This window comes from Halovenus amylolytica, from assembly GCA_004015825.1.
In the GTDB taxonomy this organism is placed as follows: domain Archaea; phylum Halobacteriota; class Halobacteria; order Halobacteriales; family Haloarculaceae; genus Halovenus; species Halovenus amylolytica.
Map to the genome: position 1 here is coordinate 58,587 of SAYS01000016.1, position 23,985 is coordinate 82,571.

19 protein-coding genes and 3 pseudogenes are annotated in these 23,985 nt (G+C 55.3%); 14 read left to right on the forward strand and 8 right to left on the reverse strand.

The window, feature by feature from the left end; translation table 11 throughout:
• Window positions 1-19 precede the first annotated feature (19 nt).
• Window positions 20-283: a hypothetical protein gene (locus EOW68_RS13025; protein WP_128225600.1), complete on the forward strand. Its 264-nt coding sequence runs from the start codon at window positions 20-22 to the stop codon at window positions 281-283.
• Between the two features lie 3 nt (window positions 284-286).
• Here the strand turns inward: EOW68_RS13025 and EOW68_RS13030 are convergent, their stop codons facing one another.
• A complete protein-coding gene (locus EOW68_RS13030) occupies window positions 287-1,489 on the reverse strand; it encodes a serine hydrolase domain-containing protein (protein ID WP_128225601.1) in 1,203 nt (400 codons plus the stop codon).
• Window positions 1,490-1,611: 122 nt separating this feature from the next.
• Here EOW68_RS13030 and EOW68_RS13035 point away from each other — a divergent pair, with 122 nt between their 5' ends.
• The 5 genes from EOW68_RS13035 (at window position 1,612) to EOW68_RS13055 (ending at window position 7,807) form a co-directional block, all read left to right on the forward strand.
• Complete coding sequence (locus tag EOW68_RS13035) at window positions 1,612-3,438, forward strand: L-aspartate oxidase (protein WP_128225602.1); 1,827 nt, start codon at window positions 1,612-1,614, stop codon at window positions 3,436-3,438.
• Between the two features lie 99 nt (window positions 3,439-3,537).
• A complete protein-coding gene (locus EOW68_RS13040; RefSeq protein WP_128225603.1) occupies window positions 3,538-5,985 on the forward strand; it encodes an alpha-amylase family glycosyl hydrolase in 2,448 nt (815 codons plus the stop codon).
• Between the two features lie 170 nt (window positions 5,986-6,155).
• Window positions 6,156-6,470, forward strand: coding sequence for a DUF5789 family protein (locus EOW68_RS13045; RefSeq protein ID WP_128225604.1), 315 nt, complete (start codon window positions 6,156-6,158; stop codon window positions 6,468-6,470).
• Between the two features lie 447 nt (window positions 6,471-6,917).
• Window positions 6,918-7,349, forward strand: a complete 432-nt coding sequence (locus tag EOW68_RS13050; RefSeq protein ID WP_128225605.1) for a hypothetical protein — start codon at window positions 6,918-6,920, stop codon at window positions 7,347-7,349.
• Window positions 7,350-7,567: 218 nt separating this feature from the next.
• The gene (locus EOW68_RS13055; RefSeq protein ID WP_128225606.1) at window positions 7,568-7,807 is read left to right on the forward strand and encodes a DUF8593 domain-containing protein; all 240 of its coding nucleotides are present in this window, start codon (window positions 7,568-7,570) and stop codon (window positions 7,805-7,807) included.
• 166 nt (window positions 7,808-7,973) lie between these two features.
• On the opposite strand, the gene EOW68_RS13060 is transcribed toward EOW68_RS13055, so the two are convergent.
• Window positions 7,974-8,654 carry a PHP-associated domain-containing protein gene (locus EOW68_RS13060; RefSeq protein ID WP_128225607.1) on the reverse strand — a complete coding sequence of 227 codons (681 nt, stop codon included), beginning with the start codon at window positions 8,652-8,654 and terminating at the stop codon, window positions 7,974-7,976.
• 659 nt (window positions 8,655-9,313) lie between these two features.
• On the opposite strand from EOW68_RS13060, the gene EOW68_RS13065 reads away from it, so the two are divergent.
• Window positions 9,314-10,246 (forward strand): diacylglycerol/lipid kinase family protein, encoded by a 933-nt coding sequence (locus EOW68_RS13065; RefSeq protein ID WP_128225608.1) that lies wholly within the window; start codon window positions 9,314-9,316, stop codon window positions 10,244-10,246.
• 92 nt (window positions 10,247-10,338) lie between these two features.
• Here EOW68_RS13065 and EOW68_RS18775 read toward each other — a convergent pair.
• From EOW68_RS18775 to EOW68_RS13090, 4 genes and pseudogenes are all read right to left on the reverse strand, one after another.
• A pseudogene (locus tag EOW68_RS18775) lies at window positions 10,339-10,449 on the reverse strand (DUF5816 domain-containing protein); the annotation flags it as partial.
• A gap of 39 nt (window positions 10,450-10,488) precedes the next feature.
• Window positions 10,489-10,992 carry a GNAT family N-acetyltransferase gene (locus EOW68_RS13070; RefSeq protein ID WP_128225609.1) on the reverse strand — a complete coding sequence of 168 codons (504 nt, stop codon included), beginning with the start codon at window positions 10,990-10,992 and terminating at the stop codon, window positions 10,489-10,491.
• Between the two features lie 102 nt (window positions 10,993-11,094).
• A complete protein-coding gene (locus EOW68_RS13075; RefSeq protein ID WP_431358920.1) occupies window positions 11,095-12,054 on the reverse strand; it encodes a DUF7972 family membrane protein in 960 nt (319 codons plus the stop codon).
• Between the two features lie 1,423 nt (window positions 12,055-13,477).
• Window positions 13,478-14,248: a response regulator gene (locus tag EOW68_RS13090; protein ID WP_128225612.1), complete on the reverse strand. Its 771-nt coding sequence runs from the start codon at window positions 14,246-14,248 to the stop codon at window positions 13,478-13,480.
• Between the two features lie 302 nt (window positions 14,249-14,550).
• On the opposite strand from EOW68_RS13090, the gene EOW68_RS13095 reads away from it, so the two are divergent.
• Both EOW68_RS13095 and EOW68_RS13100 read left to right on the forward strand, forming a co-directional pair.
• Window positions 14,551-17,088, forward strand: coding sequence for a PAS domain S-box protein (locus tag EOW68_RS13095; RefSeq protein WP_128225613.1), 2,538 nt, complete (start codon window positions 14,551-14,553; stop codon window positions 17,086-17,088).
• 224 nt (window positions 17,089-17,312) lie between these two features.
• Window positions 17,313-18,005 (forward strand): HalOD1 output domain-containing protein, encoded by a 693-nt coding sequence (locus tag EOW68_RS13100; RefSeq protein ID WP_128225614.1) that lies wholly within the window; start codon window positions 17,313-17,315, stop codon window positions 18,003-18,005.
• Between the two features lie 788 nt (window positions 18,006-18,793).
• On the opposite strand, the gene EOW68_RS13110 is transcribed toward EOW68_RS13100, so the two are convergent.
• On the reverse strand, window positions 18,794-20,527 hold the full coding sequence (locus EOW68_RS13110; RefSeq protein WP_128225616.1) for a PKD domain-containing protein: 1,734 nt from the start codon (window positions 20,525-20,527) through the stop codon (window positions 18,794-18,796).
• 616 nt (window positions 20,528-21,143) lie between these two features.
• Between EOW68_RS13110 and EOW68_RS13115 the strand changes: the two genes are divergently transcribed.
• The 5 genes and pseudogenes from EOW68_RS13115 to EOW68_RS18785 form a co-directional block, all read left to right on the forward strand.
• Window positions 21,144-21,680, forward strand: a complete 537-nt coding sequence (locus tag EOW68_RS13115; protein ID WP_128225617.1) for a zinc metalloprotease — start codon at window positions 21,144-21,146, stop codon at window positions 21,678-21,680.
• Window positions 21,681-21,991: 311 nt separating this feature from the next.
• A pseudogene (locus EOW68_RS13120) lies at window positions 21,992-22,230 on the forward strand (response regulator); the annotation flags it as partial.
• Window positions 22,225-22,485 carry a hypothetical protein gene (locus EOW68_RS18780; RefSeq protein WP_431358927.1) on the forward strand — a complete coding sequence of 87 codons (261 nt, stop codon included), beginning with the start codon at window positions 22,225-22,227 and terminating at the stop codon, window positions 22,483-22,485. The pseudogene EOW68_RS13120 and the gene EOW68_RS18780, both read left to right, overlap by 6 nt.
• Before the next feature lie 19 nt (window positions 22,486-22,504).
• Window positions 22,505-22,849, forward strand: a complete 345-nt coding sequence (locus EOW68_RS13125) for a hypothetical protein (RefSeq protein WP_128225618.1) — start codon at window positions 22,505-22,507, stop codon at window positions 22,847-22,849.
• Window positions 22,803-23,000, forward strand: a pseudogene (locus EOW68_RS18785) (PAS domain-containing protein); the annotation flags it as partial. The gene EOW68_RS13125 and the pseudogene EOW68_RS18785, both read left to right, overlap by 47 nt.
• A 152-nt stretch (window positions 23,001-23,152) precedes the next feature.
• On the opposite strand, the gene EOW68_RS18790 reads toward EOW68_RS18785, so the two are convergent.
• Window positions 23,153-23,341 carry a multidrug transporter gene (locus EOW68_RS18790; RefSeq protein WP_431358928.1) on the reverse strand — a complete coding sequence of 63 codons (189 nt, stop codon included), beginning with the start codon at window positions 23,339-23,341 and terminating at the stop codon, window positions 23,153-23,155.
• Between the last annotated feature and the right edge of the window lie 644 nt (window positions 23,342-23,985).

Consider the following 23,985-nt stretch of genomic DNA (forward strand, 5'->3'; position numbering starts at 1 on the left):
TACAGTGGTCGTGAACTGGATGTCACGTCGTCTGAACTCCCATTCTCGTTGTATCGGATACGTTCGCTCAGTTGGATGCTTACTGTCTCGGTCGGGATACTCACCGGTCTACGACGCGACCCTCGACGCAACCGACAACTGGTGGGGCCACGCGAGCGGCCCTGGCGGGCCGGACGGACGGTGGAACCCCGCCGGCAGAGAGGTCGGCAGAGGCGACGATATCGAAGGCGATGTCGCGTTCGACCCGTGGCTCCGGCGACCGATCGACAGTCCGTCCCGGTGAGTGCTACGGCAAGCAGTCGTAGACTGCTTCCCGCAGCGCTCGCTCGCGAGGGTCGTCTCTGAGCCGGAATCCCATTCTGTTCGGCGCGTAGGCGAAGCCAATTTCCATCTCGGGGTCCGCGAACGCGAAGGAGCCACCAGCACCCGGCGCACCGAAGGCAGTCGGGCCACTGCCGAACTGGAATCCCGGCAGTGGTTTCGAGTAGCCAAGCGAGTAGGCCGCGTCGAGTTTGAGGATTTCGTCCCTGGAACCGCCCGGCGGTTCGGTAGCCGGCGCGGTGAGTTCCTCCCGTGTGCTGTGGTCGATCCCGAGTCCGGATCCGCTCGTTGCGAGTTTGCCGTATGCTTTCGCGATGTCCCGGACACACCCGATTCCGTTTCCGCCTGGGATTTCCACGCGGCGGTACTCGGGGGAGGCGAGTTCGGCCGGTGAGTCGGTGTCGAAACAGTCGAGTGAGCGTCTGGTCAGCGAACGGGGGTTCAGGAGTGCGCGGTAGAACTGCCACGGGAGCTCGCGAGCCTCGAACAGGAGTTTGAGTGGGCCGAAGCTGTCTATTTCTGCGATCCGCTCGTCGGGAATACCGGTCGGAACGCCGATGTGAAACTCGATCTCGTTGGGGTCTGCGATCTCCGCTTCGAAATACTCCCCGAGCGTTCTCCCCATCGGATCCGTCCGGCGGATGAGTTCACTCTCGTACCAGCCGAGTGTGAACGCGTGATAGCCGTGTCGGTGTCCCGGAGTCCACTCGGGCTCCAGCTCGGCGAGGGAGTCGGCGAGTTCCTCCGTCGCGGCGACGTCGGCAGCACTCAGTTCGTGGGCGGGCGCAGGGAGGCCCGCCTGGTGGGCGAGTAACTCCCGGATCGTCACACCCGATTTCCCGTGTGCCCCGAATGCCGGCCAGTATCTCGCCACACGGTCGTCGTAGTCGAACAACCCTGCCGACCGGGCGTGAGCGACAGCCATCGCTGCCATGCCTTTTGTCGTCGAGAAGACGAGCACCATCGTGTCCTCCTCCCACGGCTCGGTTCGCTCACGATCCCGGTATCCACCCCAGAGATCGACGACTTTCTCTCCCCGGTGGTAGACAGCACAGGCCCCACCGCGCTCACCGCGCTCGGCGAAGTTCTCGACGAACACGTCGCCGACGGCTTCGAACTCTGGTGCGACCGTCCCGCGAATCGGGATGTCTCCCGCGTCCGGTGTCATACTAGACAACTGCCATGGGAACGAATATCTATCTTGGGTGTTCCTACGTCGGGGGTGTTCCTGCAGAGCCTCGTGCGCGCGCACGCGTGCGACCTATAAGGCTACAGCCCCTTCTTACTGGTATGAGTGAAACAGATGCCGCCAGTCCGGCGTACGACCGAGTCGACGTCTCGGTGCTCGTGATCGGTGCTGGGGCTGCAGGTGCCCGGGCCGCCATCGAACTCGCCGAACGCGATGTCGAGGACCTGCTCGTCATCGGAAAGCGCAGCCACGGCGACGCCCACACGACGTGGGCTCGCGGCGGTATCAACGGTGCACTCGGCACACACGACCCCGACGATAGCTGGGAAATCCACGCTGCAGACACCCTCAACGAGGGCCACTTCCTCAACGACCCGGAGAAAGTCGAGACTGTCGCGAAGCAGATGCCCGACAGACTCCGCGAACTCGACGACTGGGGGATGGAGTTTTCGCGGACCGAGGACGGCGAGATCGACCAGCGCTTTTTCGGCGCACAGTCCTTTCGCCGGACTGCCTTCGCGGGCGACCACACTGGCGAGTCGATGTTGAACGCGCTCGTCGACCGCGCCCAGGAACTGGAGATCCCCTACCGCGAGAACGTGATGATCACGAAGCTCCTCTCGGATGGGGTCTCGGTGTACGGGGCCGTCGGATTCGATATGGAGACCGGTGACTTTGTCCTGTTCAACGCTGGGACGGTGGTGCTGGCCGCTGGTGGCCACGCAGCGATCTACAACCGTCACACCTCCCGTGACGACGAGAACAACGGTGACGGCCCTGCACTGGCCTACGACGCCGGTGCCAGCCTGATGGATATGGAGTTCGTCCAGTTCCACCCGACCGGGATGGCCGTCGACGAGAGCGATCCGGAGTGGGAACCGTGGAGCGGCCGCCTCGTCACCGAGGCCGTCCGCGGTGAGGGTGGCCACCTCTACAACTCCGAGGTCCCCGAGTCGGCCGACTCGGGGGCTCGGGAGACGACGTCTCCCGGTGGCGAGCGGTTCATGGAGCGGTACTCGCCGGACCAGATGGAACTCGATGCCCGGGATGTCGTCGCCCGCGCCATCGCACAGGAGATCGCCGAGGGCCGCGGCACCGAAAACGGCGGTGTCTATCTCGATCTCTCGCACAAAAGCGGGGAGTTCATCCAGGAGCGACTGCCGCGGATGTACGAGCGATTCGTGGATCTCGGCGTCGATATGGCCAGCGAGCCAGTCGAGGTCGCGCCGACTGCTCACTACGGGATGGGTGGCGTCGCCGTCGACGAGTACGGCGAGACAGACGTCAACGGACTGTTCGCCATCGGCGAGACGATGGCCGGCGTCCACGGCGCAAACCGCCTGGGTGGCAACTCACTCGCCGAGACGGTCGCTTTCGGTGTCGTCGCCGGCGAACGCATCGCCGAGCGCGTCGATGGCCCAGGCGAGGTGCCCGAGGCTCTCGTCGAGGAGATCGCCGAACCGCAGTTCGCGGACCTCGAATCGCTTGCTGGCCGAGACGGCGAGTACGACGTCATGGCCGTCTACACCGAACTACAGAATCTCATGTGGGAACACGCGGGGATTCTTCGCGATGGCGAGTCCCTGCAGACAGGGCTCGACGAACTCGCAACTCTGCGTAAAAAGGCTGCAGATATGGACGTCGGCCCGGTCACCAGCGACTCCTTCGAGTTCGCACTGGACGTTGGCTTCATGCTGACCGCTGGTGAGGCTGTCCTCCGTGGGGCACTCGAACGGACAGAATCCCGTGGTGCACACTACCGGACCGACTACCCGGAGACTGACCCCGACTGGCAGCGAAACATCTACTTCCAGCGGGCCGACATCGGTGGGATGACAAGCTTCACCGAGCCCGTCGACACGCCGAGCGAGGCCGTGCAGGACGCCCTCGACGAGGGCCACGAACTGGATTACCACCAGCTGGAGTGACCGACCCCGTCTTCGACACGTAGGCGAGAGTCGGGATGGCTGTCGTTTTTTGGCAAACCGTACCTCGGATATATCCCATAGAAATGTCAATGGGTATGTATGCACCATCCTGGTCCACCCCGGGTACTGGCGGTTGGAGAGACGCAGGAACTCGCCCCCAGAGACCCCGACCCTGACGGGACGTACAGCTGGCACGTCGCCGAGGCACCCGAGAGGAGTGCAGTCTCGTTCGGCGACGACCCAGTCGAATCGTTCACACCGGACAGACCGGGCGTCTACACCGTCGCGCTCGACGCACCGGACGGACGCCACGAACTCACACTCCGGGTGTTCCCGTCGGAGATGGCGGTCGCGGCAGGTGGCGGCGCCAGCGGACAGAGCGGCCGGAGCGGGATGAGTGGCCCCGGCGAAAGCGGGGTGAGCGGCAAAAGCGGCTCCGGTCTCGGCTCTGCGCGCGAGGATCCCGTCTCCGGCGGGGGCCGACCCCGACTTACGCTCACTGGCGAGCGTGCGGGTGACGAGGTCGTGCTGACTGCGCACGCACAGACCGCTCCGAACGGCGACGAGGAAGACGAGAGTCTCGACGTCGAATTTTACGTCGACGACCGCGACGAACTGACCGAGTACGAGGTCGACGGCCGCGAGCTCCACATCCCCCTCGACGTGCTCGACGCCCCGGTGCGCATCCATGCCGTTGCCTTCGGGACCCAGTACAGTGTCCCCGATACGGTGCGGGTCCATTCCGGCGGCGACGTCGAACTCCTGAACGAGCCGCCCGAGTGGGGCAAGGAGATGACGCTCTACGAGATCTACGTCCGGGGCTACATCGATCCCGACGAGGGCCAGTCGACGTTCGACGCCATCGCCGAGAACCTCGACCACATCCAGCGCCTCGGCATCAACACGCTGTGGCTGACCCCTGTCCTCCAGAACGACGACTTCGATCACGGCTACAACACCACGGACTTCTTCTCGATCGCCGACGACCTCGGCGGCGAGGAGGCGTTCCGAAACTTCGTCCAGGAGGTCCACGACAGGGACATGCGTATCCTGTTCGACCTCGTGTTGAACCACTCGGCACGGGACCACGAATTCTTCCAGAAGGCCGTCGAGGGTCACGAGAAGTACATCGAGTGGTACGACTGGCAGGACCGCGAGAACCGCCAGCCCGAGACCTACTTCGACTGGCCGTACATCGCGAATTTCAACTACCGCAACCTCGAGGTCCGCCGACACCTGCTCGACGCCGTCGAGAAGTGGGCCGACCTCGTCGACGGCTTCCGGTGTGATATGGCCTGGGCGGTCCCGAAGCCGTTCTGGCAGGAGGTTCGCTCGGTCGTCAAGGACCACGACAGCGAGTTCCTGCTGATGGACGAGACGATCCCCTACGTCGCGGACTTCCACAACCTGTGTTTCGACATCCACTTCGACGCCGGCCTCTACTTCGATCTCATCCAGATCGGCGGCGGCGAGAAACCGGCCGAGCAGCTATATCAGTCCCTCGAAAACCGGTACCGGATCGGCTTCCCGAACCACGCCGGGTTTCTGACCTACATCGAGAACCACGACGAGGACCGATACGTCGAAACGCCCGGCCGCCACGCCGTCGAAGCAGCCGCTACAGCGTCGCTCACGCTGCCCGGCGCGCCGATGATATACGCCGGCCAGGAGATCGGCGAACACTGGGGGCGCGGGAAAATCCACTGGGACGATGCCGACGAGGATCTGCTGGCGTTCTATCAACAGCTCGGTCGGGTGCGCGAGGAGTTCGACGCGCTCGGTTATCGAGCCGACTTCGAGGAAGTACAGGTGGAGTCCACCTCCGAGAACGTCGTAGCCTACGCCCGAGAGAACGACGACGAGCGGGTCGTCGTCGTGTTGAATTTCGGCCACGAACCCGAGGAGGTCGGACTGTCCGGGGAGCGTATCCAGGCGACTGACCGACTCAGCGGTGAGAACGTCGCTGCGGAGGAGGGTGTCTATGTAGAAAACGCGGTCATTCTGCCCGCGGAGCGGACCGTGGCACCTGACCGACTCGGCGGCGAGAGCGTCGCTGCGGGAGGCGGTGTCTCCGTGGACAAGGCGGCCAGTTTGCCCACGGCGGAGCTGGAATCGCGGACTGGCGCTTTCGAATACTCGATACCTAACGAGGACGCGATCCAAGATGGAATGGAAGGCTACATGCAGGCCTACAAGATCTGGATGGACGCCGCAGCGGAGATGTACGAACGGGCGAGCGATGCGGTACAGGGCGAGGACGTCGAGCCCGAAGCGTTCCGCGATATCTGGCTCCGATCGGCGAACGAGGCCTTCTCCGGGGTCATGTCGACGAGTGGCCTCGCCGCCACGAACGGCCAGCTGGTCGAGCAGATCAGGGAGATGCAACAGGAAATCGACGAGATGACACAGGATTGGCTGGCCCAGATCGGGATGGCGACACGCGACGACGTCGGCGAGATCGGCCAACGCATCAGCGAACTCGAACGGCGCCAGCGCACGGTCGAAGACGAACTCGACCGACTCATCGACACTGTCGAAAATCAGTAACCAGATTATCCAACTCCTTCTCTCCAGCACTGAACACACACGCAGACGCGATCGAGCGCATGTGGTTTGCCTAAAAAATATTCCGAGTAAGCCCCGCAATTAGTAGATCAAATTTAATTTCATATCTAAACTATCGAAACATATATTCCGCTCCCGATAGTGATGTTTGTATGTCCAGTAATGATGACAGTAGGACGCAGGGTGTGGAGTTTGGATCACTCGCGGACGATCTAGAGGCAGAAGAGTATCCATTGGACACGGACGAACTTCTCGACGAGTACGGACCTCACCAGATTGAGCTTGGAGAAGATAGTGAATCCCTCCAGGAGATTCTCGGTCAGGTTGGAGAGACGACATACGATTCTGCCGAGGAGGTGATGGATACGATCGTCAGCATGGTCAGTGACGACGCGATCGGGCGAGAGGGGTACTCTGACAGGGGTGAAGAGTTGAACGAGGAACAGCGGGAAGAAGAATCAATCTAATCGATAGAGATCAGGGAGTCTTGTCACCGGCGACAACGTGTCGCTGTAGGATAGCCCGTCAGACGAACTCTTCCGTGAACCGATGAAAGACTCAGCGATGATCTCCGCTAGAGGGGTTCTACGTCTCCCGGTGTGGCTCGTACCGAACCCAACGCCGGGGGCGTAGTCAAGTATAATTCGATAGAATGACACGATGCCACTACAGATACAATGATACAACTCAGTGCAGTTACGCCAGAATCGGACGAAGAATCGAAGAGTAGCCAGTCTAGCGCCGTAGACACTCTCAAAAAACGGACCACGGACGGATCAATTCCGCTTGCTGTGGGCGCGATATTGTTAGTGCGCGCACTCGGGTCGAGCCGACAAACGGAGAAAATCGACGGACAGGTACTCGTTGCAACGGCGCTTGTCGGTCTCGGTCTTCGTCAGCGACGCCGCCACAGTATGACCGGTTCAGATACCGCAGACGAAAGCAACCACCATACCGGCACTGGGACATCGGAACAGCGCGCAGATAGCCACCAGGGCGACAGTAATCCACGGGGAATTGTGGGTGAACCCACGACCGAATCCGACTCTGACACAGAGTCCATTCAGTTTCACGAGGGGCAGATCGATGAAAATCCGTCAGCAGAGGCTGGCGCCAAGTCCACTGGAGATCCACGGATCGACGACGAGACCACCGAAGTCGATCTTTCCGAGGCCTCTCTGGCCGACGAGGCCAGTGAAGCAGCAGGACCCAGCAGTGTCCAATCACAGCCGACACAGACTGACGAAATCGAACCTGAAGAGACACCCGAGGAGGACTCCGCCCGCGAGGGGGCAGACGCCCCCGAAGACAACGAGACGGTGGCTGACGACAAAACGTCGCCCTGATGCTCGACAAAACAAAGCTTACTCGTTGTCCAGTGGGTGTGAAAATAAAAGCCGATCCGTTTCGATACGCCCCTCTGTTTCACTATCATGATATACTCCCAGACAGATTTCCAGGGAACGTCGCTCATTTCTCCAGAAGCGGTAACTCTATCTTATTAATTTCAGATAATAATTCACTCTAAATAACAATGTCTATGGCGTGTCAATATCTAGGTGCGATGCAACGAACAACAATGACTGCCGACGACGAAGGAAAGCCTGTCGTGAACTCAGCGGGCGACGAGATCGGAATCGTGAGTGACGTTCGGAACGGCAATGCACACGTGAAACCAGATCCGAGTCTCACGGACAAAATCAAATCCAAACTCGGCTGGGACCAGGCAGACGAGGAAAGTTACCGCCTGGAAGATGAACGAGTCGATTCGGTCACTGACGACGAGATTCGACTCAAAAACTAGTGTGGGCCCGGGTTGTCGAAGATTCCGACAGATTCTCGCATTTTTGACTTCGGCTGGCGTGCAATCAGTGTTCAGCGCTCATCGTGCCCCGAGAGCGCCGACTCCGTGTGAGATCGCTTCTGGTCACCGCCCCGCCCAAGCAGAATTTTCGGGAACAGACACACTCTTACCCAGATTTTTGTGCTGTACTGTTTTTCATGTTCCTGAATTTGTGAACCGCCCCGTAGAGAATCTGTGTGAACTGGTCGGGGAACCGGCGGACCCTCTGAAAGTCCGTCCGTCCGTCCTCGATGGCATTCACGACCGATTCGGGAGTGAGTTCGTTGGCGTCGAGTTCGGTGATTACCCGCCCGATTTCGAACGCGAAGTGTGCATCGCTTCCGCCTACGATCGGTAGCTGTCGGTCTCTGGCGAGTTCTTCGACCAGCTCTGCAGTCTGTGGGTGCTTTCCGTTCACCTCGACTGCGTCGACAGAGATATCTGCGTCTTTGACCGTGCCTGATCGGAAGGGGTGGGCCATCACTGTCGCACAGTCTCTCCGGTTGGCAAGCTCGACTGTGTCTTCGGGTGAGAGTTTTCCGGGCTGGGTTCGGGCAGGTGGATCCGGCCCCACAACCAGTAGATGCCCCTCGTCGGTAGAGATTTCGACACCAGGAATGATCTCTATCCCACTCGTGTCGACACCGAAGGACGTGAAATAATCGTGATTCGTGACAGCAATCCCATCGAGGTCTCGGGCGCGTGCAACTGCGACGTTCAACTGGAAGCCGACCTTATCGAAGGCTGTCGGTTGTCCCGCAAACGAGTGAAAGAATCGCGAGTGTGTATGCAGGTCAACATCGTACATTGTGGTGGCTCCACCCCCTGTCCTCGTCGGGGAATCCGACACGGTCGGTCACGGAGGTTTCCTCACACGACGAAATTCCAAACGTATTCATGAAATTGTCTCTTTAATCAATACGTCTCCGAGGTACAATAAAAGCCGGACTATCCTAAACGAAAAGCAGCGCGAGTTCCCCGCCTTTCCGAAAACCGCAGGTTTTCGGCTTTCGCAAATCTTCGATTTGCGTCAACACTGTGGGCGGGGGTGAAGCGCGTGCGCTCTGCTGCGTCCCTGTTTTTAACTATCCGGACGCCATACGACAGTTTGGAACCCACGCAATCGGCCTCGCAAAATCCACGCACCCACTTCGGGGTAAGACGCGGTGCGCCGGGCCTGTGTCGCGCCCTCGTGAAGGGGCGGACGCTCACGGACATACCCGCCACGGCAGCAACAGACGACCTCTGTTGCGGTGGCACCTCCGGTGTGTTCGGGTGTTACTGGTTCCACGCGAGTCCCCGCAGGGACGAGCGCGGGCGGAATTAAATTCGCCATCAGTCGTTCAGCTGGCTCCACGCCAGAGACCACGGCGAAGCCACGGGCCACCGCGCCCGTGGTACTTCACACCTGCCGTTTTAATCGTTCGCTCCCTTAGGGTTAGAAGCTTCCGTCTACACCAATGAGCCATGACAGAGACAGAGACTGGAGACTCCGAGACCGTCGTGGTATTGAACCCGAAAAGCGGGAGTGGAGACCACACAGGACTCGTCCGTGACTGGGCCGCCCTCAAAGGGCATACTGTCCGAACGACACAGCGAGAACAGCACGCAATTCAACTCGCCCAGCAGGCAGCAGGGAACGGGGCGTCAGAGATTATCGCCGTGGGCGGGGATGGAACGCTCAACGAGGTCGTGAAAGGGATCCACGCTGCTGGGAAAATCGAAACGGTCACAGTGGGTGTGATACCAGCTGGGACCGGAAACGACTTCGCTACGAATATCGGTATCCCTGGGATCGAACGGGCTTTCGACGTGCTGGAATCCGGCGAGCGACGGCAGCTAGATCTCGGGATGGCTGGCGATGTCCCGTTTTTGAACTCCTGTGTTGCGGGCATCACTGCCGATGCGAGTCAGGAAACGTCTGCCGAGGACAAAACCCGTGTCGGTGTGCTGGCGTACGTTCTCACGACGCTCCGGATGGCGTCAGAGTTCTCGGGGCTCGAACTCACCGCGTCGGTGACCGAGGGGGCAGAGTCTCAGACGGTCTGGGACGGCACTGCGAGCGTCGTCCTGGTGGGAAACGGCCGTCGGTTTTCGATGGCAGGAACCGAACAGGCAGATCTCGAAGATGGGTTGCTGGACGTCACGATCATCAAGGATGCCGCGTCGATCGACCTGGCGACCGACCACCTCTGGGAGCGACTCGTGCAGACCGAGGGTGAGAACCTAGAGCGGTTGTTCGCCTCGTCGATCGAACTGACTGTCGACTCCGAGAAACCCACTGTGTTTAGCCTCGACGGGGAAATACTCGAACTCGATTCGGTTACAGTGACGACCAACCCGAACGTTCTAGAGATGTACGTCGGCGAAGAGTACGAACCACAACCGAACGGTGAGTGACACTGCCGGCTGTACAAAACTGATGAAGTGCGCCACCCCGGGGTAGCGCATCTCTTTACGAATTTACAGCCGGCAGTATCAGTAAACGTTCCGCAGTTGGTGCAGTAAAACCCGAGGTGTTCCTCGCGATCGGTCTGTTCGTAGACGTGCAAGAACTTCGCCTCATCCCCGGAGATGGACTCTTCGGCATCGAGAAACCGCATCTGGCCTTCCACAGTTATCTGTTCGCCCTCTGGAACTGTCTATTCGTCCTCGTCTTTCGGTTCGATGTGCTCGTTGCGGTACAGTTCAACAGTGAGTGTCCGCTCGTCGAACTCGCGGTCGACTGTCTCCTGTGATTCGAATTCGAACTGCTGGAAGAACTCTCCGCCTTCCTGATTATCTGCCAGTACAGTGGCGTGGATTTCGTCGACCATTCGTTCGCGTAGGGCAGTGAGCACTCGTTCGAACAGCTCGGTCCCCACTCCGTAGCCGCGCTCTGTCGGTGCAACGTGTAACCATCTGATCTCTCCGCATCCTTCGTCGGTGACCACCCCCTCGACGAATCCCAGTATGGCTCCGTCGTCCCCTTCCGCAACGAGGATCAGCCCGTCGTCCAGGCGTGAGCCGATCCGGTCGGACGTGAATTCGAGTTGTATAATGCCTTCGATATCTAGCGGACTCAGGGCGTACGAGGCCTGAAACGACTGCTCTGCGATCTCCCTGATGCGGTCGCTATCGCCTGCTGACGCTTGGCGCACATTCATATTATTCCATTGATCAGTCTCGCTGATAAATAGTCGGGTCCCAAACTACAACGTGCTTACGACGGAGTATACTGACGCTCACAAACTGTGATGGAATCCTCCTCACCCCATCGAAAACACTCCTTCCGCGTTCGTGCGTTGTGCCACGGTCGAGAGTCGGAGCATGAACGACGTCAGGACGATATAGGGGAGTAGTGCGATCGCAAACACTGTCGACACTAAACTATGAAGCGGTGGCAGGCCGAGGATCCACCACTCCGGGAACAGATCCGCACTAATCGCGAGGATTGCCGATGCAGTGATCAGGATCGCTGGGAGTGACACGACCAGCAGGACACGGGACAGGCGCGAAACTTCGGCCGTGTAGTACATCGTCTTGAAATACTCCCGCCCGACCGCGAACAACTGAAAGGCCTCGACGAGGGAGTCGAGCGATTCATCGAACGACTCGGAATCGTACTGTTCGTTCCGGCTTCGAAGTCCATGTGTTCGGTCGAGAAGTGGTCCGTACTCGATTTCCAGTGCCATCCAGAGCAACGCGAAATCCCCGCCCTGAATATTATCTATCTCTTCGAGGTGATCGAGGCTTCCAGTAACAGATTCACTATACTGGTTGGCCAGTTCGTCGAAATCGCTCTCTAGATCAGCAGCTTCGTCGGCAATCTGGTCCGCGTGGCGCTGGATTACGGCTGTCATTGATTCGAGAAAGGCCCGAATGTCGGTGGTTCCCTTGTTGGTCTCGGTCAGGTCGTCGACATCTTGCCAGAAATCACCGACACCACGGATACGATCTTCCTGTTTCTCGATCGACGTCATATCCTGGGAGAGGACAATAGAGTTGATCGAGACCACTATGGAGACGAGTAAAATAATCCCACTCAGGAACGTATCGAGGATATTTTCCACGGTCTGGGTCTCAGTGAGAAGGACCCGCATCTCGAACGACCAGAAGGTCCCAATGAACATCAATACGGCATATACGAACGTCAGCAATGCACCGGCGACTGCAATCCGGTTCCCCTCCAGAAGTAACCACCGCCCAACCCTGGGTCTACCATCCATCGTTGGGACGGGAAACCAGTTCCGGAAACGCTGGAGTTGTCTCAAAATCCCCATAGCCAGCCCCGAACGAAACAGTGCTCGCTGTTTGAATGCCAACAAATCATCACGATTGTACATGGTATCGCCCCTACACATAAAGTATTGTCCCGAATTTCAGTAAACCTCTGTAAATCACGCTTATCAGTGACTAAACTGTGGTATAGCTCTCGTCGAAATCAGAACCTGCCCCGACTTTGGGCGGTGAATAGCTGATCTAAATCCGTAGAGCGGGTCGATACAGTGCTGTTGTAGAGATCTCGATCAAGGTAGATGGCCGTGACGCTCGGGTCGTCGAGGAGTTCGAGACACCCGCCGAGGACATCGCTGGTGGTTTCGCCAGCGTATACCGCCTGAGTAGTGTTCATCGACCCTGACAGTGAGGTACTATCGGCTATGGCTCGAAAAAATACCCCTCTCAGATTATCTCGTTGTATATCTGATCTACCGGAATCGTCCGAGAGAACGCTCTTCGCTCGATTTTCACTACAACTATCTCAGAGATACAACGTGAAACACCGAGTTATACAGGCTGGTCGGTGCTGGGGCTCTTGCCGCGTGTCCCCAACGTTCGAAGTTCTAGAAATATTATCGAAGTTAGCTGAACATCTTGTGTATATTCCGGCACATGAGTAATAATAATATGATAACAAACCGGTTATTGCGAGAAACTCAACTCAATATTCGACAATCCGACTGGTAGCACGCGCTTCTCACAAATACGAAACGAGCTGATTTGCCGTCTCGCGTGGCAGACAGGGGCGCGCAGTGACGAAATAAGTCGAATGCAACTCGATAATTTGAATCGAGACGTAAGAGAGATCAAGATCCGATCGTCGAAACTTAACCAGGATGATCACGAGGATCTATATTACCGTTACGTTTTTTACGAGAAATAGATGGATTTAGCGCTTGCTGAATACCTACAGGAGCGCAGTCAAAAAGACCCTGAGCAAGAGTGGCCGTACTTGCTTATGGGGTCGAAAGGCGGGCAGCTAGACTCCGCATGTATCAAAAATAATTAAAAAGAGCGCGTATGAAGCCAATATTCAGCAACCGTTAGTAAGAGACAATGACGGAAGTGTAAGGGGTTGTTATATATGGCACACAGAATGCGCTACGCCCGCATAACCCATTAAGACGGACATGAATTTAAATGTGGTCCGAATGATCCCAGGGCACGCGTCAATGGACACGACACTCTCGTCCATCCAACCAGATTGGGACGAGGCCTGTACGGAGTTTCGTGACGCGGTAGAGGGATTCGTAACTCTGCTAAAATCTAATTCACCAGACTCTCTCTGTAAGAAAACAGCTGTTGCTGAGACGCGTGTGTCACTCACTCAACTGCTGAAACACATGACATTTACCAGTCCGTGTTTCGAGGTTACTCCTCCCGGGTATAGATCACAACACCGCCGATATCGGGATCCTCTGTAAAATTGTACGCCCGGGCGCGACAGTCGACGCTCTGTCCGTTTTTGTGGACAGCCTCAAAGTGGATGTCTGTCGGTGTGTCAGGGTCGCTGAGCCGCTTTTCGAACTGTTCCGTAATGTGATCGCGGTGGTCTTCGTGGACGAGCGCAAACGGCCCGAGTTCCTCGACTTCGTCCGGCGTGTAGCCGAGAATCCGTTCGACCGATCCGGAGACAAATACGATGTCTCCGGTCTCCGAAACGACTGCAATCATGTCTGTGGCATGTTCGAGCACTTTTTCCAAGAACCGCTGTGTTCGAGCAGCCTCTTTCGTCGCCCGATACCGCTCAACACTGTTCTTGATGCGGTTTGCTAGAACTGTGTACTGATCGGTGCCACCCTTTTTCTGGAGGTAGTCTGTCACCCCCTTTGAGATTGCCTTGGCTGCGATCTCTTCTGACCCTTTGCCGGTGAAGAGAATAAACGGGAGGCCGGGGTGTTCTGCTCGGATTTCAGCGAGCAGTTCAAGTCCGTTCATGCCGGGCATATCGTAGTCGCTCACGATACAATCGCAGTCGCTGTCAGCAGCTTCAGGATCCACGTCACGGAGTCGGGCTAGCGCATCCGCCGCTTTAGTCTCTGTCACGACCGAGAACGCCTCGTCTTCCCGCTCAAGCGCAGTAGCGGTCAGTTCGGCGAAACCGGGATCATCATCAACAGTAAGTACACCGATCTTCTGCATGTACTGTCAGAAGGTGTAACAGAACATAACTATTTATTTCAAAATTATAAAAATGTATACTTTGCTTTCGAGAGACCGTGCTTTCGGTGTCTCATAGTGATTGTTGCGGTTATTTTCGCGACCACGTCACAAATATCGATGTTTCACGGCGCCTATCTGACATTTTCTTTCACTGTGGCGGTACAGACTCGCAACAATCACTATCAGCGGATACGCTGCCGCCAATACTGACAGTATGGGATTTCTCACCCGACATCTCTTACGTCTCGACTGTGTAACCTTTGAGCAATGAGCAGATATTCATGACCGCTATCAATGATATTATCACCGTTCTCTATATCGACGACGGCTCGGGGGTGACTGACAGGACTGTCGCCTCGCTTGAACGGGAGGACGAACGCATCACTGTTCGCACTGCCACGAACGCAAAGGAAGGACTTGATCTACTGGCTACCAGTACTGTCGATTGTATCGTCTCGGAGTATGACCTGCCGATGACGAACGGCATCGAGTTCCTCAAAACCGTCCGTAAGGAGTCTCCGGACCTTCCGTTCATCCTGTATACCGAGCATGGTTCAGAGGAAGTTGCCAGTCAAGCGATCTCAGCGGGCGTGACTGAATACCTCGAAAAAGAGAAGCCGGGTCAGGAGAGCGTACTGGTAGACCGGATTCACCATGCCGTGTCAGATCGAGGCCCGGCGATCGATCGTGAGCAACGGAGTAATCGTCTCGAACAAATCCTGAAAACTGTTCCGTCGTGTGTCGTCCAGCTCGATCGAGATGGGCGGTTCATCTTTGCTAACGACCGTGCTGTCGAGGTGCTTGGATTGCAACAAACGGAACTGATGGATCGAGCGTACAACGATCCAGAATGGGAAATCTCTGATCTGGATGGGAATCCAATACCGGACGACCAACTCCCGTTTCGACAGGTTCGTGATACCGGTCAATCACTTCACGGATTCCGACACAAAATACGGTGGCCGGATGAGACCGAAAAGATTCTCTCAGTAAACGGTGCACCATTATTTGACGACGATAGGAGTATCGAGAGCGTTGTTTGTTCGTTAACCGACATCACTGACCGAGTCGAACGTCAATCACGTATCAAAGAAACTACCGCACGTCTCGAAGCGCTGTTCGAGAACTCGCCCGACATGATCAATGTCCACGATACTGCGGGACAGATTACCGAAGTGAATTCGCAACTCTGTGAAGCAACGGGCTACAGCCAGTCGGAGCTCACTGGAATGAAGGTATGGGAACTTGATCAAACAGTCGATCCAGCGGCTATTACGAACCGGTGGGGCGAAATGGCGGTTGGTGATCGACATAGACTTGAGGGGGTCTATCAACGGAAAGATGGAACGACATTTCCAGTGGAAGTTCATCTCAGACGGCTCGATCTGGCGGGTGATGATCGGTTCGTCGTGATCAGTCGGGACATCTCGGCTCGGAAGGAAAGCGAACAGCAACGCCAGCGCGAACACGATCGGTTCCAGGCGGTATTCGAAGACTCGTTCGATGCGATGGTCATTACAGACGACGATGGACAGTACGTCGATGCAAACGAGAGCGCAACCGAGCTGTTCGGCCTCGCAAAAAAAGAATTATTGGGGCGGTCAATCGACGACTTTGCACCCGAGAACTTTGACTTCGAGACTGCGTGGCGTGAGTTCCAACAGGCAGAAAACGACCGTGGAATCTTTCCACTCGTCCGGCCTGATGGAACGGAACGGATCGTCGAATACGCCGCGACAAGAGATATTATGCCTGGCCAGCACCTGTCGGTGATCCGGGACATTACCGAACGGGAGGAGCGCGAACGGGAACTCGAACGGATGCGTGAATTGCTCGAACAGACCGAGCGAATTGCTGACATTGGGGGATGGGAGATCGATACAGAGACGATGGATGTCTTTTGGTCGAAACCGCTGTTCGATCTGCTTGGGATTTATGCCGACGAGGAACCGCCACTGGACAAAGCCCTTGATGTGTACCACAAGGACGACCGTCCGATCGTCGAAGAGGCCGTCGAGACAGCACTGGAGTCGGGCGAGCCATTTGATGTAGAAGCACGATTCCGACGGCCCGACGGAGAGATCCGCTGGCTTCGAGTCCAAGGAACACCCACAATCGAAGACGGTGAGGTCGTCACTCTTCGTGGAACAGTCCATGATATTACCGAACGGAAGGAACGGGAAGAACAACTGGAAGCACAGAATCAACGGTTGTCAGAGTTCGCTGACATCGTCAGTCATGACCTGCGGAATCCGCTCACCACCGCGCAAGGTCGGTTAGAACTGGCCCGGGCCGACTGTGATAGCGCGCACTTGGAATCAATTGAAGATCTTCACGAGCGAATGTGGACATTGATCGATGATCTGCTTGCGCTTGCTCGGACGGATACCACTGTGACTGATTGCAAACCGGTGGATCTCGCAGCAGTCGCGTCGGATTGCTGGACAACCGTCGAGACAGGTGACGCCACTCTCGTTACCAATAGTCACCACACTGTGCAGGCGGATAAAAGCCGATTGAAACAACTGTTCGAAAACCTCATTCGGAATGCAATTGAGCACGGCGGCGAAGACGTCACGGTAACGATCGGTGATCTGGCTGACGGCTTCTACGTTGCGGATGACGGATCTGGTATTCCGGTAGACCAACAAGATGAGGTGTTCGAAACGGGCTATTCGACGAACCCTTACGGAACTGGCTTCGGATTGAGCATCGTTCAACAAGTGGTTGAGGCACACGATTGGATCATCACTGTAACTGACGGATCGGACGAAGGCGGCGCACGATTCGAAATCACTGGTGTCGTTATTCAAGAATAAATCGAAATATTGCCTGAAGAATTTTAACGACTTGTCAGCTGAATTGGGTTTTAGAGACAGTCACCCAACTTATACCTGATACACACGATAATATTATCATATTTCACTATTATTATTAACACATATAGTTCTAAATATATCCTTGTTCGATTTTACAGATGTATTCAATCTTGGCTCTGGTAACTAGCGAAACACGTTTATCATGGCAAAGTCACTAACATACCATGACTGATAAATCAAAACAGAACGTGTTATTCGTCGATGATGTCCCCGAAGATGCCAGTCTCTATGCGGATTATTTCGATCAGGATTCAACGATCCAACCGATAACGGCACTATCGGCCGACGAAGGCCTCACCAGATTAGCACAGTCAGAAATCGATTGTGTCGTCAGTGACAGCGTACACACCGAAGAAGGGGATCCATTGGTCGCTGTCGCCAAACAGCGCTATCCAGATATCCCCGTTCTCCTCCACTCGGGACGATCAGCCGATATGCTCCCGACCGAAATCGTCGATAAATTCCTGCAGAAAGGGACCAGAACAGATGACTCGACAGCACTCGAAATATTGAGTGATAGCATCCGTGAACTTGTCGCCGAAGAGCATCAGCCCACAGCACCAAGGCAAAATGATTCTGATCAGCGGTGGCATTCGCTCGGCACGTTTGATTGGAGCAGGCAGAATAGCCTTGTCGTGACGGTGCTCGAAGCGCTCGCCGCGGAAACAGGGTCGGATATAGAGGATTTGGGGCCGCTGTACGATAGTATCGATCCAGACGCACTGACTGTCCTCATGACTCATGCTGCAACGAAAGGAACAAACAGCACCGCTGAAGTACAATTCGAGATGTCGGGATACACTGTTCGGGTACGCTCGGACGGAACCGTCGAATACAGCGAAGATACCGACCGATAGTGTCCTGTCTAAGGCTGAAGAACTGTACCATCTGAACGATACATCTTCCTACGAATTGCTTTGACCGTTTTGTCGTCTTTGGAGTCCTTCCTCGCGTACTTTAACTCAAGAACGTCCCGATAGACCCCGAAGAGAGTCGTTCCCGTCGAGCAAGTCATAGTGATTGTTGCGAGTCTGTACCGCTCTAGCGACGCAAATTCTGTGTTACACGCCGTGACACGTCGATATCCGTGACTCGGTCACGAAAATAACCGCAACAATCACTATCAGTCGGTCTCTGCGTTTGCACCAAATAGTACACGAGTGCCACGGCCCCGCAGAATCGTCCTTCGTTCGAAGAGCTATGCAAACACATGGATACGGTACCGTTGGCGCTATTCGACCGTCTCTATTTTTCGTTCTTGGAAAATGGCGTCAGTGTGAGCGGATGAATATTGATATGAACAAGAACTGACCGTTACTGCAGTGATTCGGCGTACTTCAAAACGATTGGCGTGGTAATAACCACCAGCGCGATGAGTGCGAAAAACCCCGCCAAATCCAGTAGAGCCATCGGGTTATCTACCAGAGCAAGCCCGATGTTCTCTAACCAGTGGATCCCGTATACATTAGACAATACACTCATGACGAACTGGCAGTCCAAGAGTCAGTACCAGGCCCCTCTCCGAACGACAATAAATGAGGAAGACTGGTCGCAATGGCTTGCTCACCTCCTTCGGATGTCGTCCGGTCCATTCGGACTCGAAACGCCGGAACGGCCACCCTCCAGCGTTCGACGTGAAGTTGTGTTATTCGTCTTCGGATCCTGTCACCCGTCGCCCGAGCAGGTATGCCATGCCTCCAATACCTGCGACTGAGCTCCCGATTCCAAATCCAGGACCAGAGTCATCGGTACTTTCAGATGGACTGGTAGTCGCTGTGTCGTCAGATGCACTAGTACCATCATCTTGTACGACGACCTGTTGAGTCGTCTCGACAGTTGTGCCCTGGTCACTGACAACAGTGAGTGTGACCTGGTATGTCCCTGTCTCCTCATACCTGTGCGTGGTTGTCTCGCCAGCAGCGGTCTGCCCATCCCCAAAGTCCCACGTATAACTCACAAGCGTTCCCACGTTGGGACTGGATCCACCCGCATCGAACTCGATTTGTTCACCCGAACGTGGCTCAGTGGGAGCCAATCGGAAATCTGCGATGACGCCGAGTTGGTCGCCGAAATCACTAATATCTTTCCCATTGATACTGCGTCGATGGAATTCGACGAGTTCGTCATTCTCTGCCGGTCGATGGCCACGGCCCGTATAGATTTTAAATTGTGCGTCAATCCCGGCAGCCTCGTATGCCCTCTGACACTCCGGGAATCGGTCCTCAATCATATCCTCTCCGTAGACGTTCAACGCGAGCTCACGCAGTTCGTCGTTCCACGCATCGTCGTACGGGATCGTGTCGTTCGTGTCTTCACTCCCCATATAGAGCAACTGGTTGACTTCGTTTAGCTGGTCAACATCTATCTGTTTCCCTGTTAACGATCCAAGATCCCCGATCCCAACGTGGTAGTCTAGCGTGTGACCATTCCACTCTTCATGGGGAAGCAGTGCCATTCCGTTTAATCCACCTGCAGTGACGGAGAGCACATGCTCGGGATGCAAAACTGTGAAGCGATCAGCAAAATTCCCCGAGGCTGAAAATCCATTGAGGATGATTTTCTCCCTGAATGTATATGCATCACCGGACAGCCGATCCTTTGCATCCTCGATCATCCGGAGAAGCTGTCGGTCAATGCGCTCAAGATCGTTCCCCTCGATCTCCAATGTTTGACGATCCAGCTGGTGCGTGTAATGTGTCCCGTCAACTGGTTCCCGCATCGGCCGTGGGAACACAGGAATGAGCAGTGGAATCCCGAGTTCCTCACTGATTGGACGCGATGGTCCATTAGCGAGATTGAATTCGGCCCGTGACTTGTGTTGTTCAAAATCATCGGTGGCGGTCCCGGTGTTGTTCGGTTCAACGAGAAGCGGGATTTGACCGTCATTCCGGTCAGTTGGGCTAAAAAGATAATACGGATAATTGAAGCCAGCCTCCGGATCAGCCTCAACAAACGTTTTCCCAAGTGTTGCATCGATATCTTCATTAACAGCGACAATCGCTTGCTGGACAGTAATGACATCCGACGAGTGGACATCTCCGTCCCACAGCCACACTTCGATTACTTGTGTTTCTTCGATCGGCTGGTCTAACTCGACTGTGAGGTTCTGTTCGTTCGTTCCTGCTGGCAGTTCTTTCGTGTCGAATATCGTATTGTTTTGCTCGACTTGATCCTGAATCATTAGCGTCCCCTCGGTATTTACCGAAACCGAGGCGATGACGATCGAATCGCCATCAGATTCCTGCTGTTCAAAAACAAGTGCGTCTGATTGTGCAGTGGTTTCTGTGCTCAGAGAAAAGAGACCAACTGACCCAATCAGCCCCATTCCAGCCGTCTGCATCAACTGACGTCGTCTCAGTTCCGAGAATTCGTCTGACACACTCAGCACCCCTCGGTTTACGGTTATAAAACTAACTGGCAAGTAATCAAAATCGATAAACAACTACCGAACAGTACGACGTCCTTGGCGGACCAATAATCACACCCACACATATTGTGTGAAGTAGATCACTCGGTTGGATCTGATGGAGAATGGATAGATCTCGACGATAAATATCGACAGTCAGCGAAACGGCAGTCAAGAGGTTTGAAACGGATCAGCGAAACCACTGATCGACGAGGTCTCGGAATATCTCAGATTCAGTGAGTGTAAGGTCAATTTTTTTGGATTGGCTCTCTGCCTGAAATTGGTGACTGCAGCGACGATTCGAAGACACAGCGCAATGTCATCCAGCAGTAACCGCCAATTTTCATGATTGATACGTTCAGCGCAACGGTTATATTAACAGTCAAACGAGAAATCAATCACTCAATTATGGATAATCCTGCAGATACCATTTACATTCGTCATGTTGACGACGCACTGGAGTTCACAGACTTGGTGGTTGCATATCTAGAACGCAAGGGCGACCACGTCAGCGTTCAGACCGCATTGAACGGGCGAGTTTGAGACTAGATTAACTAGGCAATCACAAACAATGAACCGACGGACATTATTGAGCGTTGCTGGCGGCGGTATCGCTCTGACGGTCGCAGGATCCACTAACTCCTTCGTTACGAACACCCCACGTTACTCAGACTACGTAGACATCCCTGAGAGGAATATCTCAAACCCATATGGAAAACAAAAACTTACTGTACAACTCTCCCAACAGTCAGAATCGCAATACGATGCATTTGTATTGACTCGTCAAGCGTTAGATTATTGGGAAGAATACAGTGAGAAGTTCGCTGGCTACCCTATTATCTATAATCTCAGCCATAATCACGACACCCCCGATGTTCTCATTCGCTTTGTCGACTCAATTGAGGAATGTGGAAGTGACTCCACAGACAACAAAAACATAACTGGGTGTGCAGATCTTGTAAAAGATGTCGATCTAATAATAACACCAGTTACAGCGCATGTTATAACCGGCCGGGGACGCGATGAGACCCTTCGGACTCTGATACACGAGATCGGGCATACACTCGGGCTCACCCACCATGACGAACCAGCTAACTTCATGAGTAACGACGCCAGTTCCGTCTAATTTGGTACTCAATTTCCGATATTTTGTCACAACTAAACCACAGCGGTACCCGTCACTCAACTACGGGAGAATCTAGTCGAGCTCAACCAGTACTAAATATTTACCGAACTGTGATCGAAATCGAACCTATGGACCGAAACATCGCGGAGATTCAAGAGCACGACCTTCGATCTGTGTGGTAGAACGAAGAGAGGGATTTTACCCGCTGGTTGAGGGAACACATCGAATTGCTAGCAGTTATCAGCGATTGGCATTCAAAATGGTGTTTTGCTCTTCCGGAACTGTGGGGAGTGATCTCGGATGGGCCGGGCATGGATGGGTTCGAATTCTTGCGGGTCGTCCGAGAGGAGTATCCTGACCTCCCGTTTATCCTCTTACCGGCAAGGGAAGCGAGGCCGTTGCCAGCGACGCTATCTCCGCGGGTGTCACTGACTATCTCCAGAAGTGCAGCGGGACCGAACAGTACGAACTCCTGGCAAACCGGATCCGTAACGCCGTCCAGGCCAGGCGCGAAGCACAACTGGCCGACAGACAGGAAGAACTGATGCGTCTAACCGAGTTCGCCGGTGATACGGGTGGCTTCGAGTTAGACGTTGAGACCGGCGACATTCTGCATACTGACGGAGTTCGTCGAATCCAGATGCTTCCAGAAGAACCAGACCTCACGTTTGAAACCGGCATCAAAGAGTTCCATCCGGATGACCAACCGGACATCCAACAAACTATCGACCGCGCACTCCGGACAGGCAAACAGACACACGCACCTGGCGGTACCGGCCCACCGGCGGTGAGGAACGACACCTAGAGATGACGTCACTTCTACGATGGCCAACAGGGACACGACGACAATCCAGGGAGCCATCCACGATGTCACCGACCGCCGGGAGCGCCAGCAGGAACTCAAATCGGAACGTCGGTTCAGTGAGCAGGCACTCAATGCACTGGACGACCTGTTCTACGTCATCAACGCAGACGGCAGCCTTCGACGGTGGAACTGCCGGGTTCCTGTAATCACGGGCTATCCCGAGTCGGAACTCGACGACATGCGAGTGACTGATAGTGTTTGTTGCGGTAATTTTCGTGACCACGTTACAAATATCGGTGTTTCACGCCATGTAACCGATGTCTTGTTACACGACGGCGGTAAAGACTCGCAACAAACACTATGAGGTATTCCCCGAAGACGCACGCGAGACAGTTACCAAGGCGGTTGAAACAGTCCTGGCAGAGGGCCAAAGCACGATTGAAGTAGACCTACTCACCGCTGACGGTGAGCGGATCCCCTACGAGTTCACCGGGGCACGTCCGACCGACCCTGACGGACAGAGGACTGGACTGGTTGGGATCGGACGGAACCTGACTGCCCGCAGACAGCGTGAACATCGGTTTCAAGCACTCGTGGAAGAATCCAACGATCTCATCTCGGTTATTGACGCTGACGGCGTATTCGAATATCAGAGTCCCCGGTCTGCTTATAGGCGGCTGTACAGTGTCCATCCGATGGCCGAGACCGCGACGATGATCCCAATAGCTGCAGGAATAGTGTTCTCAGAGCCGGTGAACGACCAGCCGAAAATCAGATAGCCGACGACCGCAATCAGCGCGACGATCGCTCCGATGGCTCTGACCGCTGCTGACTCCGAGCGACCTGCTCCGGGCATATATAAGCGGAACCCGCATACGATATTAAATCTACGGCCAAAGTTGCGAGTGCTGAAACGTTGTCTGTCTGATTTTATCACATGCTGTATGTTGAAAACCCAATTTTCTATATAGATAATCGGGTAAAATATCCCGTTGATCAGGGGTGTCGATTTGCCGGTGACATATTCAACAGTTAAATAGATCCCATTCAAACGAGAATAAGATGCCCTCCACAAACAGACGGCGGTTTCTTGCATCAGTCGGAGCAGTCAGTATCGGGAGTTTCGCAGGGTGTGCGATGTTCTCTGAGCAGTCACCGCCAGCAGGAAGCCTTCGATTCGAGAACGATTATCATTTGCCGCACTTGATTCGGTTAGAGGTCACGGACATCGGTTCCGAGCCTAGTACGGGTGCCGATGGCGTAACTGGGACTGTCACTGTACCAGCCTCGCAACGCAACGTAACGACAGCAACGACGGTTAGACCCGATAGCAGCCAAACCTTCGAGAGTGTCTTTACCAAGTCCGTGTGGTACGGTGTTCAGTTTACACTTGATGGGGAATTACCGGGGGATAATTCGGGGACAACACGGTTTAATCCAGCCGCCGATGATGGGGGAAGTTACGAATTTCTTACTGGTCATGTGTACGAGTCTGGTGAG